Below are 16395 nucleotides of genomic sequence, written 5' to 3'. Positions count from 1 at the left end.
GGCAGCTGGTTAGTCAACCCGCTGAGGATATGGGAGGTATCTTCTCCTGCAGCCATGGCAGCCTCTTTTCATCGTTGAACGCATCTGCGCATGTTTTCGTATTGTGAGAAAACATTATTGCAGTATGAGATTACTGAGGCAGGCCCGGCGGGTCAACGCGACGGCCATCACCTCGCCCTGGATGTCGCCCATCGGCGGCAACCGACCATTTGTGACCGTAGTGCGGTGGCTGCGACGCTTGACCGCCCGTGACCTGGGTCATACTCTTATTTCACTATTCAATATCTCACTTCCGCAATGTGGAATAACAGCAACGACCTCCGGTCGGACTCACCACTCGGAATCGGCCCAAGAATTGAGACCCCCATGCGAACCCCACCATCGGCGGGCGTGGACGCGGACAAGGACCTGACAAAGCCGTCAGCCGGTACTGTCCACCCGTCTGGCACTATCGAAGCCCTCTGCGATTCCGCCAGCGCGGCGTCAGGCACGAGCATCAGCCCCACCCTGTACAACACTGACCTTGCCCCGACCAAGCGCGCCGGCCGCAGCTGGACCAGCTACAGCATCTTTACCCTCTGGGCCAACGACGTGCACAGCCTGGGCAACTACGCATTCGCCATCGGACTCTTCGCCCTTGGGCTGGGTGGATGGCAGATCCTCCTTGCCCTGGGCATCGGGGCTGCACTGCTGTTCGGGCTCCTTACCCTGTCAGGATTCATGGGCGTCAAGACCGGTGTGCCTTTCCCGGTCATGAGCCGGATCAGCTTCGGTATCCGCGGGGCACAGATCGCCAGCCTCCTCCGCGGGGCCGTTGCGGTCGCCTGGTTCGGTATCCAGACGTACCTCGCATCGGTGGTCTTCCGCGTGATGCTCACAGCCATGTTCCCCTCACTTGCAGAGCTGGACAAGGACTCGATCCTGGGCCTGTCCACGCTCGGGTGGATGGCATTCGTGACGCTCTGGGTGGTCCAACTGGTGATCGTCAGCTTCGGCATGGAAATGATCCGCAAGTACGAGGCTTTCGCCGGTCCGGTCATCCTGGCCACCATGGCAGCAATGGCCGTCTGGATCTTCGTGGAAGCCGGAGGCAGCATCGCCTGGGCTTCCAATAAGGCCCTGGAAGGCCCGGAAATGTGGCTCACCATCTTTGCCGGCGGCGCGCTGTGGGTCTCCATCTACGGCACTTTCGTCCTCAACTTCTGCGACTTCACCCGCTCAGCGGTGTCGAAGAAGGCAGTGGTACGTGGCAACTTCTGGGGCATCCCCATCAACATGCTCGTCTTCGGCGCGATCGTGGTGGTCATGGCCGGTGGACAGTTCAAGATCAACGGGACCATCATCAAAAGCCCGTCGGACATCGTCCAGACCATTCCCAACACGCTGTTCCTGGTCCTGGCCTGCCTTGCGCTGCTGATCCTGACCATCGCCGTGAACCTCATGGCCAACTTCGTGGCCCCCGTCTACGCCCTGACCAACCTGTTCCCCAAGAAACTGAACTTCCGCAAGGCGGCAATGGTCTCCGCCAGCATCGGCCTGGTAATCCTGCCCTGGAACCTCTACAACAATCCGCTGGTCATCGTGTACTTCCTCGGCGGACTCGGGGCGTTGCTCGGCCCGCTGTTCGGCGTGGTCATGGCTGACTACTGGCTGATCAGGCGAGGGAAGGTCAACGTACCGGAGCTCTACACGGCATCGCCGGAGGGCGCGTACTTCTACAAGAAGGGCGTCAACCCCCGCGCGATCATCGCCATGGTGCCGGCAGCCGTCCTTGCCCTGCTGATCGCCTTCGTTCCCGGCCTGGCCGCGGCGGCACCCTTTGCCTGGTTCTTCGCCGCAGGCATCGCCGCCGCGCTGTACTTCTTCATTGCCGACCGCAACCAAGTGCTGGTGGACCACGACGGCGAGGCCATCGCCGTCGCCAGCACCCATTGAACCCCGGCACCCACCCTGCCGACAAAGGAACTCTCCCATGCGCATCCTCGTCGCGAATGTGAACACCACCCACTCAATGACCGACTCCATCGCGGCCTCCGCACGTGCCGTGGCTGCCCCGGGCACCGAAATCGTTGGCCTCACGCCGCGGTTCGGCGCCGACTCCTGCGAAGGAAACTTCGAGAGCTACCTGGCCGCCATCGCAGTCATGGACGCCGTCACCTCCTACCCCGGGCCGTTCGACGCCGTTATCCAGGCCGGCTACGGGGAACACGGCCGGGAGGGGCTGCAGGAACTACTGGATGTTCCGGTGGTCGACATCACGGAGGCCGCCGCAAGCACAGCGATGTTCCTCGGCCACAAGTACTCGGTGGTCACTACCCTGGACCGCACGGTTCCGCTCATTGAGGACCGGTTGAAGCTGGCCGGCCTGGATGCCAGGTGCGCGTCGGTCCGTGCCAGCGGCATGGCCGTCCTGGAACTTGAAGAGGAACCGGAACGGGCCGTGGAAGCCATTATCAACGAGGCGCTGCTGGCCGTTACCCGGGACAAAGCGGAAGTGATTGTGCTCGGCTGCGGCGGCATGGCAGGCCTGGACGAGCAGATCCGGCAGCGGGCCGGCGTCCCCGTGGTGGACGGTGTGGCCTCGGCAGTGACCATCGCCGAATCGTTGGTGCGCATGCGCCTGTCCACCTCCAAAGTGCGGACCTTCGCTGCACCGCGGCCAAAGACCGTCATAGGCTGGCCGCTGCACCAGCCGGCCGTTCCGGCGCAGCTTTGAGCCAGGAGAACCGAATGAACACCCCACAGCCCGCCGCCCGCGTCGCCGTCGTCACCGGAGCCGGGTCCGGCATCGGCCGGGAGGTGGCGCGGCAGATGCTGGCCGACGGCTACCGCGTGGCACTTGCCGGGCGGCGGGAGGCGCTGCTGTTGGAAACGGCGGACGGCAGCCCGGACGCCCTGGTGATGCCCTGCGACGTCACCCGGCCCGACGACGTCGAGCGGCTTTTCGAGGCCGTCCGCCAGCAGTGGGGGCGCGTGGACGTCCTGTTCAACAACGCCGGGGTGTTCGGCCCGTCGGCCGGCGTTGACGACATCACCCTCGAAGAGTGGAACGCCACGGTGGCCGTGAACCTTACCGGGTCCATGCTGTGCGCGGCCGCTGCGGTCCGGACGATGAAGGCCCAGGAGCCCCAAGGCGGTCGCATCATCAACAACGGGTCCATCTCCGCCCACTCGCCCCGTCCGCGGACCGTCGCCTACACGGTCACCAAGCACGCGATGACCGGGCTGACCAAGAGCATTGACCTGGACGGCCGCGGTTACGGCATCACGTGCGGGCAGATCGATATCGGCAACACCGCCACGGACATCATGGACACCATCGGTGTCGGTTCCGGGGCGCTGCAGGCGGACGGCAGCCGCAAGGTGGAACCGATGTTTCCGGTGGCAGACGCGGCGCGTGCCGTGTTGATGATGGCCAACATGCCGGCATCGGCCAGCGTCGGTTCCGTGGTGCTCACCGCGGCGGGAATGCCGTTCATCGGCCGTGGCTAGGTGTACTGCCAGGCACGCCGGGTCGCCGCGGCGGTGCGGGCGGCCGCCCAGAGCCTAGGATCGGCACATGACCGTAAACAGGGGACTTGCACTTTTCCGCTTCTGGTTCGCGCTGCTGGGGTTCGCCGCGGTGCTGTTCCAGCTGCTGCACCTGATGCAGAATGTGCCGGGGGCCAGCGCCGGAAACTACTTCAGCTACTTCACCATCGAGTCGAACATCATCGCCTTCGTGACCCTGGGGATTGCCGGCTGGTTCGCTTGGAAGGGGGCTAGCCCGCGGTGGCTTGAACTCCTCCGGGGTGCGGCCACCGTGTACATGACCATCACCGGGATCACCTACAGCCTGCTGTTGAGCGATATCGACGTCAACACCCCCATCCCGTGGGTCAATGTGGTGCTCCATTACACGGTCCCCACCGTCATGGTGATCGACTGGCTGGTTGACCTCCCGCGGGTGCGGATTCCGGTCCGGACGTCCCTGGTGTGGTTGGCTTTTCCCCTGCTGTACCTGGTCTACAGCCTGGTTCGGGGTCCCATCGTGGGCTGGTATCCCTATCCGTTCCTGGACCCTCGGACCGCCGGCTACGGCACGGTTGCGGTGATGTCGGTCCTTATTGCCGTGGCCGCTTTTGCCTTCGCCGTGGTGGCGGCGTTGTCCACGAAACTGCAGGACTCGGTCCCCCACCCGGCCCGGATTTCCTCGGCGGAGGCAGCGGAGCCCCGCACCACCGCCCGGGGCAGGCACGCGGGCGACGAGCCCGGGCTAGAGGGGCAGCAGGGACGATAGGTCTGCGCGCAGGCCAGAGGCCGCTACTTTGCCGGCAGCCACTGCGTCCGCCCACGCCACCTGGCCGGTGACCATCCCCAGCCAGGTGGCGGCGTCGCACTCAATGACGTTCGGCGGGGTGCCGCGGGTGTGCCGCGGGCCCTCCACGCACTGGGTGACGCCGAATGGCGGCACGCGCACCTCCACGGAGTTTCCCGGCGCCCGGGCGGTCACTTCCTCCAGGGAGTACCGCACTGCCGTCGCCAGGGCGGCGCGCGGCAGGGGAGCGTCCGACGGCGACTGGGCGGCTTCCAGCCACGCCTTCACTGCTGCTTTGCCTTCGTGGATATCAATACGACGGCGGGCTGTGGCCATGCTTTCAATCTTCCTTTGGCGTCGGCAGGGGGTTTGGTGCTAGTCCAGGAGGGCGGATACCGCGGGGCCCAACCGGATTTTTCCCACTGGCCGGCCGCCCCCGAGTACCGGAGCCACCACTTTTTCCAGGGCGCTGGCGACTCCGGGAATCTCCACGGCCCCGGCGGCGGCGAGCAGGGTGAGGGCCACCAGGGAGGTTGCCCGCACGTTTCCGTCGAGGATCTTGACGGCCACCGAGACTCCCTGCGGCGTGGCCATCGCCAGGACGCCCTCGGCGCCGATCTTGGCGATGATTTCCAGCTCATCCATCACCAGGGTGTTCGCTTCACCCCGGCCTTGCACGGCCCAGGGATAGTCCAGCATGGAGGTGGCGATCGTCGCGGCCCTGGCGCTGAAGCTGTGGTCGCCGGGAGCCTTGGCCAGCTGTGAGTACGCCAGCGCCAGTCCTTTCAACGAAACCGCGGCCACGGGGGCACCGCAGCCGTCGATGCCCAGGTGCGCGATCCGCTCGCCGGTGTATTCCTCGATAACGGTGCGTACGCGCTGCTGCAGGGGGTGGTTGGGTTCAAGGTAGCTGTGCGTGTCCCAGCCGTTCTCGGTGCAGGCCCACAGGAAGGCGGCGTGCTTGCCGGAACAGTTGTAGGCCAGCCGCGACTTGCCCTTTTCGGATCGGACCAGCCAGTTCCGGGCCGTTTCGTCCTCCGGCCATGCTTCGGGGCACTGCAGCTGGTCCTCCCGTACGCCCGCTGCCTTCAGCATGCCGGCCACCACATCCATGTGGTCCAGCGAACCGGTGTGGCTGCCGCACGCTATGGCCACCTGGGCGCCCCGCAGAGGTACACCCGACTGCATGGACGCCAGCGCCTGGAAGGGCTTGAGGGTGGACCGGGCATAGATGGGGGTGTTGATGTCGCCGAGCTCGGTGACCACCGAGCCGTCGGCGGCGACCAGCACCGCGGAGCCGATGTGCCGGGACTCCACGAAGCCGCTGCGTTCTATGACGGCCAGTTCGACGGCGGAGTCAACGGTGAAGGTGGCATGCGGATTGTGCGGCATACTGCCAGTCTATGGGCCGGTCCGCGGATGGCATGCCACCCGCGGGCCGGTCGCAGGTGGCTATTGGACGGTCACCATCACCGACTGCCAGCCTGACGCACCGTCAGGGACGGGGTCTGCGCGCTGGTCCGTCTGCACCTGCCCGGTACCGTCGGTGGCGCGGACCTTGATGTAGTGCGGGCCCGGCGTGGCATCCCATTCGTAAGACCACTGCCGCCACGTAATGGTGGAGGCTTCCGTTGAGAGGGTCGTCTCGGTCCATTCGCCGTTGTCGATCTGGATTTCAACCTTGGTGATTCCCCGGGTCTGGGCCCAGGCCGTACCGCCAACGGCGACCTTTCCGGCGGGAACCTTGGCGAACGACTTGGGAACCTCCACGCGCGCCATGGTCTTGATCGGGCCGCGTTCGGACCAGCCACGCTCGGTCCAGTAGGCCTTGTTGTCCGCGAACCGGGTGACCTCCAGGTCCACCACCCATTTGGTGGCGGAGACGAACCCGTAGAGCCCCGGGACCACCATCCGCACCGGGTAGCCGTGCTCCAGCGGCAGCGGCTCGCCGTTCATGCCGATCGCCAGCATGGCGTCACGCCCGTCCTGCAGGACCTCCAGGGGTGTGGAGGCGCTGAAGCCGTCGATGGACGTGGAGAGCACCATGTCCGCCCCGTCCTTGGGCTTGGCCCGGGCCAGGACGTCGCGGATGGGCAGGCCCAGCCATTTGGCATTTCCGGCGAGGTTGCCGCCCACGGGGTTGGAGACGCAGGTGAGGGTGACGTGTGATTCGATCAGGCTGGCATCCAGCAGGTCCTGGAATGTGAGGGTGACTTCCTGCTCCACGAGGCCGTGGACGCGCAATTCCCAGTCGTTGACGTTGATTTCCGGAACGCTCAGCGCAGTGTCGATCCGGTAGAAGTCGGCGTTGTCCGTCAACCATGGCGTGACGCCAGGGACGGGCGACTGCACGCCGGCGGGAACCGCTGCTGCGGCTTTGGCCGGCGCTGGCAGCGTGAGCGCCTCGCGGGCCTTGGCCACGTTGTTGCGCGCCGCGCCCAGCAACCGTCCGCCGGTTGCGGCGATGCCGGCGGCCACCGCGGTGATCCCTGCCGCAGCGAAGAAACGACGACGGCTGGCGCCTTCGTTCCCCGGCCGGGCATCGGCGTCGGCTGCCTGGTCCGCCGGAGATTCGGGCCATGGCTTGCTTTCCTTCAGCCGCCAGAGCGGTGCCACCAGCAGGCGGAGGGCCACCAGGCCCGCGACCGTCCCCAGTACTGACGGGATGGCGTCAACTCCGCTGACGCCTGCACGCGTCACGACACACGCAACGATCACCGCGCCCATGAACAGGACGCCGAGGACGCCCAAGGCCCATTTCCGGTAGGCCACGATGCCCAGGACACAGGCGAGCACCGCGATGGTCAGTCCCATGCCCACGAACAGGGCAGCCTTGTCGTTGGTGCCGAAGGTGGCGATCGCGAAGTCCTTCAGCCGGGGCGGCGTGAAGTCGATGAAGGTGGACCCCAGGGCGAACAGCGGGGTTGCCCTGGCGGTGAAGAATGCGCCGAGGAGCTCCGCAACGGCAAGTACGACGGCGGCTGCCACCACACCTGCCAGGGCGGCCAGGGCGGAGGGGCCTGTCAAGCGGTTCCGAAGCTTTGTCATGGTGGTGGTTCGGAGCGGCGGGTGGTCCGGATTGACCGGGCGGGCCGGGAAGGTCACAGCTTAGGAGCGGGAAGGGTGCACAAAGTACCCTTGGAGACTGTGAAGGTACTCGTCATTGGCCCCGGAGGCCGCGAACACGCCATTGTCCGCTCCCTGCTTGCCGACCCCAACGTGTCCGAAGTCCACGCGGCGCCCGGCAATGCCGGCATCAGCAAGCTGGTACCCACCTACAACATCAACGGCAACGATCCCCAGGCTGTTGCCGAGCTGGCTGCCCGGCTCACGGTCGACCTCGTGGTGGTGGGCCCCGAAGCTCCGCTGGCCGCAGGTGTGGCCGACGCCGTCCGCGCCGCCGGCATTCCCGTGTTCGGGCCCAGCAAGGCAGCAGCACAGCTGGAAGCGTCGAAAGCGTTCGCCAAGGAGGTCATGGCGGAGGCAGGCGTTCCCACCGCCATGGCCATGGTGGCCACCAATGCCGAAGAGGCAGCGTCCGCGCTGGACACCTTCGGCGCTCCGTACGTGGTGAAGGACGACGGCCTGGCCGCCGGCAAGGGCGTGGTGGTCACCAGGAACCGGGACGAAGCCCTGGCCCACGCCCAGTCGTGCTTCGACGCCGGCGGATCCGTGGTGATCGAGGAGTTCCTGGACGGCCCCGAGGTTTCCCTCTTTGTCCTCTGCGACGGGCAGAACACCGTGGCACTCTCACCCGCCCAGGATTTCAAGCGCATCTTCGACAACGACGAAGGCCCCAACACGGGCGGCATGGGCGCCTACACACCGCTCGAGTGGGCCCCCGAGGGCCTGGTGCAGGAAGTCCTTGACCGGGTGGCGCAGCCCACCGTGAACGAGATGGCCCGCCGCGGCACTCCCTTCGTGGGCGTGCTCTTTGTCGGGCTCGCGCTCACGTCCCGCGGAACCCGCGTCATCGAATTCAACGTCCGTTTCGGCGACCCCGAGACGCAAGCGGTCCTCGCCCGGCTCAAGACCCCCTTGGGGGCGTTGCTCATGGCAGCCGCCAAGGGCGAACTGGACAAAGCGGAAGAGCTGCGCTGGTCCAAGGACGCCGCCGTCGCCGTCGTCGTGGCCTCGGAAAACTACCCTGACACGCCCCGCACCGGTGACCGCATCCGCGGGCTCAAGAAAGTGGACGCCCTTGACGGCGTGCACGTCATCCATGCCGGCACCGCCCTGGACGACGAGGGCAAGGTGGTCTCCGCCGGCGGCCGCGTCCTGGCCGTCGTCGCCCTGGGCAGTGACCTGGTGGAGGCCCGGGAAAGGGCCTACGACGGCGTTGAGCTGGTCCAGCTTGAAGGCTCCCAGTACCGCAGCGACATTGCCCGCAAGGCAGCCCGCGGGGAAATCAAGGTGCCGTACGGTGCCACCGGATCGCTGCCCGTAGTGAAAGCGAAGGCCTGACATGAGTGGAACTTCCGAGAACCGCGGCTACGCCGCGGACACCCTGGAACTGCAGGGATGGACGCACGTCTACTCCGGCAAGGTCCGCGACCTTTACGAACCCGCCGACGAGTCGATCGTGCAACGCCTGGGCCAGGATTGCGTCCTGGTGGTGGCCAGCGACCGCATCAGCGCCTTTGACCATGTGCTCTCCAGCGAGATCCCGGACAAAGGCCGCATCCTTACCCAGCTGAGCCTCTGGTGGTTCGACCAGCTGGGCGTCGAGCACCATGTGCTCGGGTCCACGGTGGAAGACGGCGTGCCCGCGGAGGTGGAAGGCCGGGCCATGATCTGCAAGAAGCTGGACATGTTCCCGGTGGAGTGCATTGCCCGCGGCTACCTCACGGGTTCAGGACTGCTGGAGTACAAGGCCTCCGGGACAGTGTGCGATATCCCGCTCCCGGAGGGGCTGGTGGACGGCTCCCGGCTGGAGCACGCCATCTTCACCCCATCCGCCAAGGCACTGATCGGTGAGCACGACGAGAACATCACCTACGACGCCGTGGTGGCGCTCGTGGGGGATGACATCGCTGCCCGCCTGAGCGAGCTGACCCTGAAGATCTACACCACGGCGGAGAAGATCGCACGTGAACGCGGCATCATCCTCGCGGACACCAAGGTGGAATTCGGCTACGACGCCGTGTCCGGGTCCATCACCCTGGGCGATGAGGTGCTGACCCCTGATTCTTCCCGTTTCTGGGACGCTGCAACCTACAAGCCCGGCCAGGCCCAGCCCTCCTACGACAAACAGTACGTGCGGGACTGGCTGACTTCTGCCGCCTCCGGCTGGGACCGGTCATCCGACACCCCTCCGCCGGCGCTGCCTGCCGACGTGGTGGAACGCACCCGCAGCCGGTATGTCGAAGCGTACGAGAAGATCACCGGAAAGACATTCGCCTGAGACCCGGCCACGCCAGGTGGACCCGCCACGGCGGGTTCACCTGGCTTGCTTCAGCTGGCTTTCGCGGCCGCGGCCGCGCGCCTCTGTGCCAGCTTGATTTCAAGGATCGCGTCCAGGGCCTGCTGGACCCTGTCCTGGGCGCCTGCCGCGGCAAAGGCCTTCTGGGCTTCCTCCAGGTGCACCAAGGCTTCCTCGGTGTCACCGGCAGCCTTGAGCGACTTGCCCAGGAGGAGCGAGACCTCACCAGCCGTGTGCTTGGCGAGGCTTGCGCGCTCGGCGTGGATTTCGCGGAGTTTCTCGACGGCTGCCACAATGTCCCCGGTGAGGTACAGCCAGCGGGCGCGAATGAACGCTACCTCCAGCTGGTCTGACTTGTTGCCTCCCACGATTGACAGCGCCAGTTCAGCACGTTCGATCGCAGACAGCGTTTCCGGCTCAACGATGCCGGAGGAGAGGCGGACCGCCGCGGACGCCTTGTTGAACCGGGCCCACAGCCCGATGTCATTGGCGGGGGAGAGCAGGCGCGCCGCACGCTCGTGGTGCTTCACGCCCTCGGCGTAGTCGTGCCGCATGAAGGCGACGTTACCCACCACCCAGGCCACCTCGCCGGCGAGCTGGCTCATGGACAGTTCGTCCACGTGCTCGATCATGGCCTGGCAATACCCCCAGGCTTCATCGAGCCGTCCGCTCTCGGCCAGTGCCCCGATGAGGGCGTGGTGGGCATTGATGATGAGTGTTGATCCCTTGGGGAGCTGCTTGCACAGGTCCACGGCCTGGATTCCCTGGTCCACGGCGAGGCTCAGCTGGCCTTGGCCCTGGTAGATGCCGGCGAGCATCTGGTGTGCCCGGACGGCAAGTCCTGCCGATTCCCTGGCCATGGGATGTTCCAGCAGGTGCTCCATGATCTTTTGGGCTTCGCGCCAGTTGCCCTGCTTGATCAGGCACTCGGCCTGCATGTACGTCATGTTCCACCACGCACTGGTGTTCCGCCCCTCCAGGGCGATCTTTGCGGCCGTGGCCGCGTGGCTTGCCGCCAAGGGATAGTCGCGCAGGTCCCACGCCTGCCGGGCGTAGAGGCCGGCGAGTACATACTCGGCGTCGCTGACGGAAATGGGCTGGCTCCATGCCTCCAGGGCTTTCGGTGCCAGCTCCAACCGGCGCGCCAGTTCCTCGATGACTTCCGCCGTCGGTTCGCGGCGGCCCGTTTCAAGCAGCGAGATGTAGCTGGGTGAGTACAGGTCCTTGCCCAGTTCGGCCTGCGTCAGTCCACGCTCAAGGCGCTCCGCGCGGAGCTTTTCTCCGAACCCGTTGCCCACGCGTATCCTCCTCTTTTGGACAAGTGGGGCTGACGGATGCTTGACAGCCCCTGTGGAAAATATTTTACAATGTGTGTCAACAAGGACAGTGCTGGCTTTGTAACGAATCCGACTCGTATTGAGGAACTTATATGTTGAAGAAGATCGCAACCGCGGCCGTCCTGGCCGGGGCCCTGGCTTTTTCCGCGGCAGCTCCGGCTGTCCTGGCCTCAGGCTCCGTCGCCGATAATTCGAGTACGTCTGTAGCAGTAGGCAACTGGCCTGACCCCGCCTCCGCAAAGGTGAAGAAGGATAAGGCCACTAGCACTACCTACACCACGTACGTGGGCAACTGGCCTGATCCCGCATAAACAGCTTCCTCACCAGGAGGCGAGGATGGCCCCGGAGCAACAGCTCCGGGGCCATTCCTTTTAACCGGGTGGTGGCGTTACGGCGGCGGGAGTGTCCGGCGGGCGTCACCAAATAGAGACGCAAAAAGAGGGCCTCCGGTGGAGACCCTCTTTTCCTTATGGTCGGGATGACAGGATTTGAACCTGCGACCTCTTCGTCCCGAACGAAGCGCGCTACCAAGCTGCGCTACATCCCGATCCGCTGCAAAAGCAACTTTACAAGGATAGCCGATGGCGGGGCCCGATGCGAAATCCGGCCGCAGTGAGCCTGGGCGGCGGCCTAGACCAAGGAATCCTTCCAAGCCCCGTGCAGGTCCGCGAAGCGGCCGCCGCCGCCGATCAGATCCTCCGGGGTGCCGTCCTCCACGATCCGGCCGTCGTGCACCACCAGTACCCTGTCAGCTGTCTCGACGGTGGACAGCCGGTGGGCGATGATCAGTGCCGTCCTGCGCGCCGCCTCCGTCCCGGCGAGCAGGCGGGCCAGCCCGGCCTGCACAAGCCTTTCAGAGGGGATGTCCAGGGAGGAGGTGGCCTCATCCAGGATCAGTACTGCCGGCCGCGCCAGGAAGGCCCTGGCGAAGCTGATCAACTGCCGCTGCCCGGAGGAGACCCTGCCGCCGCGCTTGTTGACGTCGGTGTCGTAGCCCTCGGGGAGTTCCAGGATGAAGTCGTGCGCCCCAACGGCCTTGGCAGCTTCCTCAATCTCGGCACGTGTCGCTTCCGGCCGGCCCAGTGCGATATTGTCCGCCACCGAACCGCTGAACAGGAAGGCTTCCTGGGTGACCATGACGATGTTCCGGCGGAGGTCGGTGGTGGCAAGGTCGCGGAGGTCCACGCCGTCCAGGGTCAGGTGTCCCGAGCTGACGTCGTAGAACCGGGCGATGAGTTTGGCCAGGGTGGACTTGCCGGCGCCGGTCTGTCCCACCAGGGCGACCGTTTGCCCGGCCGGGATATGCAGGTTCAGGCGGGGCACCACCACGGGTCCGTCGCCGTAGCGGAACTCGACGTCCTGGAAGTCGATGCGCCCGGTGGCGTCGGGAAGCGGGACAGGGTTCTTCGGCGGCCGGACCGTGGGTACTTCCTCGAGGAGCCCGGACACCTTTTCGAGGGCTGCCTGCGCGCTCTGGAACGAGTTGTAGAACATGGCCATCTGGTCCACGGGCTGGAAGAACCGCTTGGTGGAGAGGATGAGGGCCAGGAGGACGCCGACGGCCAGGTCGCCGCCCAGCACCCGGAAGCCGCCGAACAGCAGCACCACCGCCACGCAGACGTTGCCGATCAGCACCAGCCCGGGCTGGAAGATGCCGTTCAGGTTGATGGACCGGACCGTGACCAGGCGGTAGTCCTCGGCGAGGTTGCCGTAGGTTTCGGAGTTTTCCTTTTCCTTGCGGAATGCCTTGACCGCGCGGATTCCGGTCATGGTTTCGACGAAGTGCACGATCAGCCGGGCGGAAACCACCCGTGATTCCCGGAAGGCGATTTGGGAATGCTTCTGGTACCAGCGGGCCAGGAAGAACATGGGCACCCCGGCGGCCAGCACCAGCAGGCCGCTGCGCCAGTCCAGGGCGAAGATCGTGGCGGCGGTGAACGCCATGAAGAGCATCCCGGAAGCCAGCGAGCTGACGCCGGAATCGAGGAGTTCGCGTAACGCCTCCAGGTCCGACGTCTGGCGGGCAATGATCCGGCCGGACGTGTACCGTTCATGGAATTCCAGGCTGAGCCGCTGGGTGTGCCGGAAGACCCGGACGCGCAGGTCCAGCAGCATTGCCTGGCTGAGCCGTGCCGTGGAGGTGACGTACAGGGCGGTGAGGCCCGCCGTCGCGATGGCCGCCAGCAGGTAGGCGACGCCGGTGAACACCAGCGGGAGGTTGTCACCTGACCGGAGGGCCGGGAGGGCGTGGTCGATGCCGAAAGCGATCAGTGCCGGGCCGGCCACCCGGGCTGCCTGGGAAAGGACCACCATGGCGATGGTCAGCCAGAAGCGCACCCGCACCGGCCGGATCAGGGACCCGAGCAGGGCGATCGACCGGCGCCGGACCGCCTTGCTGTCGCTCTTGCTAAGGTGGGCGTTGTCCTCGTTGGCGGTGCCGAATGTTGCCGTGCTCATCGGGTCACTTCCTCTGCCTGGTCCTCAAGGGCGGACAGTTCGGAGTCAAGGTCGCGCGGTTCACGCTCCAGGCTGGCGATGACGTACCGGTAATGCTGGTTGCCGTCCAGCAGTTCCGTGTGAGTGCCCACGGCGGTGATACGGCCGTCTTCCAGCAGCGCCACCCGGTCGGCCAGCGCCACGGTGGACGGCCGGTGCGCCACGATCAGGGTGGTGGTGTCCTTGAGCACCTCGCGGAGGCGGGCCTCCACGAGTTCCTCGGTGTGGACGTCCAGGGCCGAGAGGGGATCATCCAGGACCAGGACACGTGGACGGGCGGCGATGGCACGTGCCAGGGCAATGCGCTGGCGCTGGCCGCCGGACAGGCTAAGCCCTTCCTCACCGATCAGAGTGTCCACGCCCTGCGGCAGGGAATAGGAGAAATGCGCCTGCGCCACGTCCAAGGCCTCCTCCAGGATCTCCTCGGAACGCACCGGCGCGCCAAGGAGGACGTTGTCCCGGACGGAACTGGAGAACAGCGTGGTGTCCTCGAAGGCCACTCCGACAATCCTGCGCAGTTCCTCGACGTCAAAGTCGCGGATGTCCACTCCATCGATGCTGATGGCGCCGGCCGTGACGTCGTAGAGGCGGGGGACCAGCTGGATGAGCGCGCTCTTGCCGCTGCCGGTGATGCCCACCAAAGCCATGGTTTCGCCGGGCCGCACCTCGAGGTTGATGTCCTTGAGGATCGGCTTGTCCGGGGCGTCCTCGAAAGCGAACGTTGCGTTGTCGAAGCGCAGTGCGCCCGCGAGTTCGTCCGGGCGGCGCGGCTCGGCGGGGCTGGTGATGGTGTTCTGCGTATCCATCACCTCGTAGTGGCGGTCGACGGCGGTCTTCGCCGTGAGTGCCATGGCCAGCAGCATGCCGGAAAATTCCACCGGCGAGGCGATGACGGCGGCCGTTGCGAAGAACGCCACCAGGGAGCCGATGCTCAGCTGGCCGCCGGCACACAACATAACGCCCACCACCAGGCCGGTTCCGAGCGCGAGTTCGGGGAGCAGGGTGACCACCATGGTGAAGGTGGCCTGGTGGCGGGCCTTCTCGATTTCGGTCTGGCGCAGTTCCTCGGCTTGTTCGTTGAAGTTCTCGAGGGCTTCCCGGCTGCGGCCAAACGCCTTGAGCACGCGGATGCCGTGGACTGATTCCTCCACCGTGGTGGCGAGGTCGCCGGCCTGGTCCTGGCTGCGCCGGGCCACCTTGCTGAACCGGGTGCGGAACCGGAAGCTGTTGATGGTGATGGGTACGGCAGCGGCGAGGAAGATCAGCGCCAGCTGCCAGCTCATGGCGAACATGGCCACGATCCCGATAATCACCGTGAGGGTGGTGACCACCAGCATGATGGCGCCGAAGGCCATCCACCGGCGCAGGAAGTTCAGGTCTGTCATGGCCCTGGACAGCAGCTGGCCGGAACCCCAGCGGTCGTGGAAGGAGACGGTCAGTTCCTGCAGGTGGTCGTAGAGCGAGACCCGCATCCTGGTTTCCACCGTCGTGGCAGGGTTGATGACGAACTGCCGGCGGAGCGCCACCAGGCCGGCTTCGGCGACGCCCAGCACCAGGATGACACCTGCGGAAATCCACACCCCGTCCGCACTGGCCCCCGGCTGCAGCGCCGTGTTGACCAGGACACGCAGCACCTGGGGGATGGTCAGGGCAACGATACTTGCCGCCAGCGCACAGAGAAGCCCCAGAAAAAGCCGGGGAATGATGGGCCGGACGTGCGGATAAAGACGGCTGATTGATCTGAAAAATGGAGTCTGCTTGGCCATGCCCGCTTCTCAAGCTCTAAAACGAATGTAGTTTCCTCTAGCAACTACCCTATGCCATGGGGTGAGACGATTCACAAGGGTTGCCGCCGGGGCGCCAGGCTTGCCCAGTTATTGCAGTCCGTAATGGGAGGGTCAGCCGCGGGAGGTAAGCGTCAGCAGGACTGCCTCAGGCTTGCAGGCGATCCTTACCGGGGCGAAGCGTGAGGTGCCGATGCCGCCGGAGACGTTGACCGGCGTCGTGCGCCCATTGCTGGTCCAGTCGTTGAGGCCCTTCGCCCGCCACGTGGGGAGGTCACAGTTGGCGACGACGGCACCATACCCGGGGATGCAGATCTGGCCGCCATGCGTATGGCCGGCGAGCAGGAGGTCCGCGCCGCTTTCCGTGAAGTGGTCCAGCACCCGCTGGTACGGGGCATGGATGACCGCCACCTTGAGATGGTCGTTGGCGTCCTGGTTGACCGTGCCGCGCGGCCAGCCGGCGTAGCGCTCGCGGTTCAGGTGCGGGTCATCCACGCCGGAGAAGTCGAAGCGCATGCCGTTCAGGATCAGCGACTGGTGGCGGTTGGTCAGGTCCACCCAGCCACCCATGCCGAACCCGGAACGAAGGCGGGGCCAATCCAGGGGGGTGGGCTTCGGCGCGGCCTTGGAGGGTCCCAACAGGTAGGACGCGGGGTTCTTGAATGTGGGGGCGAAGTAGTCGTTGGAGCCCGGTACGAAGACGCCGGGAAACTGCAGCAAGGGCCGAAGCGCGGCCAGGAGGGGATCCACTGCCTTGACATGGCTGAGGTTGTCGCCCGTATTCACCACCAGGTCGGGCTGCAGGTCCGCCAAGGAGGCGAGCCACTGGGCCTTCTTCTGTTGGCCGGGCACGAAGTGGATGTCGCTCAGGTGCAGGATACGGAACGGGTTGCGTCCGGGCGGGAGGATGGCCAGGGTTTCCTCGCGAAGGACGAACTGGTTCTTCTCCCACAAGCCGTAGCCGAAGGCCGCCATCCCGGCCGCAGTTCCGGCCCCTGCGGCAACGGCAAAGCCGCGCCCGATGGAACGGGCGCGGCTTGCCAGGCTGTCGATGCTCAT

The 16395-nt window shown here is 65.9% G+C and carries 14 protein-coding genes and 1 tRNA gene; 7 read left to right on the top strand and 8 right to left on the bottom strand.

Features of this window, described 5'->3' with window-relative positions:
• Positions 1–366 precede the first annotated feature (366 nt).
• From QRM96_RS10685 to QRM96_RS10670, 4 genes are all read left to right on the top strand, one after another.
• Entirely contained in the window at positions 367–1935 is a 1569-nt protein-coding gene (locus tag QRM96_RS10685; RefSeq protein ID WP_285319598.1) for an NCS1 family nucleobase:cation symporter-1, read from the top strand.
• 37 nt (positions 1936–1972) lie between these two features.
• Complete coding sequence (locus QRM96_RS10680) at positions 1973–2716, top strand: aspartate/glutamate racemase family protein (protein ID WP_109045140.1); 744 nt, start codon at positions 1973–1975, stop codon at positions 2714–2716.
• Positions 2717–2730: 14 nt separating this feature from the next.
• Complete coding sequence (locus QRM96_RS10675) at positions 2731–3492, top strand: SDR family oxidoreductase (RefSeq protein WP_285319596.1); 762 nt, start codon at positions 2731–2733, stop codon at positions 3490–3492.
• Positions 3493–3559: 67 nt separating this feature from the next.
• Positions 3560–4279, top strand: coding sequence for a Pr6Pr family membrane protein (locus QRM96_RS10670; RefSeq protein WP_285319595.1), 720 nt, complete (start codon positions 3560–3562; stop codon positions 4277–4279).
• Here the strand turns inward: QRM96_RS10670 and QRM96_RS10665 are convergent.
• The 3 genes from QRM96_RS10665 to QRM96_RS10655 are packed head-to-tail and all read right to left on the bottom strand — an operon-like array spanning position 4256 to position 7345.
• The gene (locus QRM96_RS10665) at positions 4256–4633 is read right to left on the bottom strand and encodes a sterol carrier family protein (protein WP_018761871.1); all 378 of its coding nucleotides are present in this window, start codon (positions 4631–4633) and stop codon (positions 4256–4258) included. The two genes, QRM96_RS10670 and QRM96_RS10665, sit on opposite strands and share 24 nt — an antisense overlap.
• Before the next feature lie 39 nt (positions 4634–4672).
• Entirely contained in the window at positions 4673–5689 is a 1017-nt protein-coding gene (locus QRM96_RS10660) for an asparaginase (RefSeq protein ID WP_109045143.1), read from the bottom strand.
• 60 nt (positions 5690–5749) lie between these two features.
• The gene (locus QRM96_RS10655; protein ID WP_285319594.1) at positions 5750–7345 is read right to left on the bottom strand and encodes a molybdopterin-dependent oxidoreductase; all 1596 of its coding nucleotides are present in this window, start codon (positions 7343–7345) and stop codon (positions 5750–5752) included.
• Positions 7346–7444: 99 nt separating this feature from the next.
• Between QRM96_RS10655 and purD the strand changes: the two genes are divergently transcribed.
• Positions 7445–8761, top strand: coding sequence for a phosphoribosylamine--glycine ligase (gene purD, locus QRM96_RS10650; protein ID WP_018761868.1), 1317 nt, complete (start codon positions 7445–7447; stop codon positions 8759–8761).
• A 1-nt stretch (position 8762) separates the two neighbouring features.
• Complete coding sequence (locus tag QRM96_RS10645) at positions 8763–9701, top strand: phosphoribosylaminoimidazolesuccinocarboxamide synthase (RefSeq protein WP_018761867.1); 939 nt, start codon at positions 8763–8765, stop codon at positions 9699–9701.
• Positions 9702–9751: 50 nt separating this feature from the next.
• Here the strand turns inward: QRM96_RS10645 and QRM96_RS10640 are convergent, their stop codons facing one another.
• Positions 9752–11017 carry a helix-turn-helix domain-containing protein gene (locus QRM96_RS10640; protein ID WP_018761866.1) on the bottom strand — a complete coding sequence of 422 codons (1266 nt, stop codon included), beginning with the start codon at positions 11015–11017 and terminating at the stop codon, positions 9752–9754.
• 131 nt (positions 11018–11148) lie between these two features.
• Here QRM96_RS10640 and QRM96_RS10635 point away from each other — a divergent pair, with 131 nt between their 5' ends.
• On the top strand, positions 11149–11367 hold the full coding sequence (locus tag QRM96_RS10635) for a hypothetical protein (RefSeq protein ID WP_018761865.1): 219 nt from the start codon (positions 11149–11151) through the stop codon (positions 11365–11367).
• A 159-nt stretch (positions 11368–11526) separates the two neighbouring features.
• Here QRM96_RS10635 and QRM96_RS10630 read toward each other — a convergent pair.
• The 4 genes from QRM96_RS10630 to QRM96_RS10615 form a co-directional block, all read right to left on the bottom strand.
• Positions 11527–11603 (bottom strand) — tRNA-Pro (locus QRM96_RS10630).
• Positions 11604–11686: 83 nt separating this feature from the next.
• Positions 11687–13513 (bottom strand): ABC transporter ATP-binding protein, encoded by a 1827-nt coding sequence (locus QRM96_RS10625; protein ID WP_285319593.1) that lies wholly within the window; start codon positions 13511–13513, stop codon positions 11687–11689.
• A complete protein-coding gene (locus QRM96_RS10620; RefSeq protein WP_285319591.1) occupies positions 13510–15318 on the bottom strand; it encodes an ABC transporter ATP-binding protein in 1809 nt (602 codons plus the stop codon). Before QRM96_RS10620 ends, QRM96_RS10625 begins: the two co-directional genes overlap by 4 nt.
• Positions 15319–15450: 132 nt before the next feature.
• Positions 15451–16395 carry a metallophosphoesterase gene (locus tag QRM96_RS10615; RefSeq protein WP_018761862.1) on the bottom strand — a complete coding sequence of 315 codons (945 nt, stop codon included), beginning with the start codon at positions 16393–16395 and terminating at the stop codon, positions 15451–15453.

The sequence above is a fragment of the Pseudarthrobacter sp. lyk4-40-TYG-27 genome, assembly GCF_030209295.1.
Classification (GTDB): Bacteria; Actinomycetota; Actinomycetes; order Actinomycetales; family Micrococcaceae; genus Arthrobacter.
The sequence above is the reverse complement of the archived record's forward strand: the minus strand, read 5'-3'. Positions and strand labels throughout refer to the sequence as shown.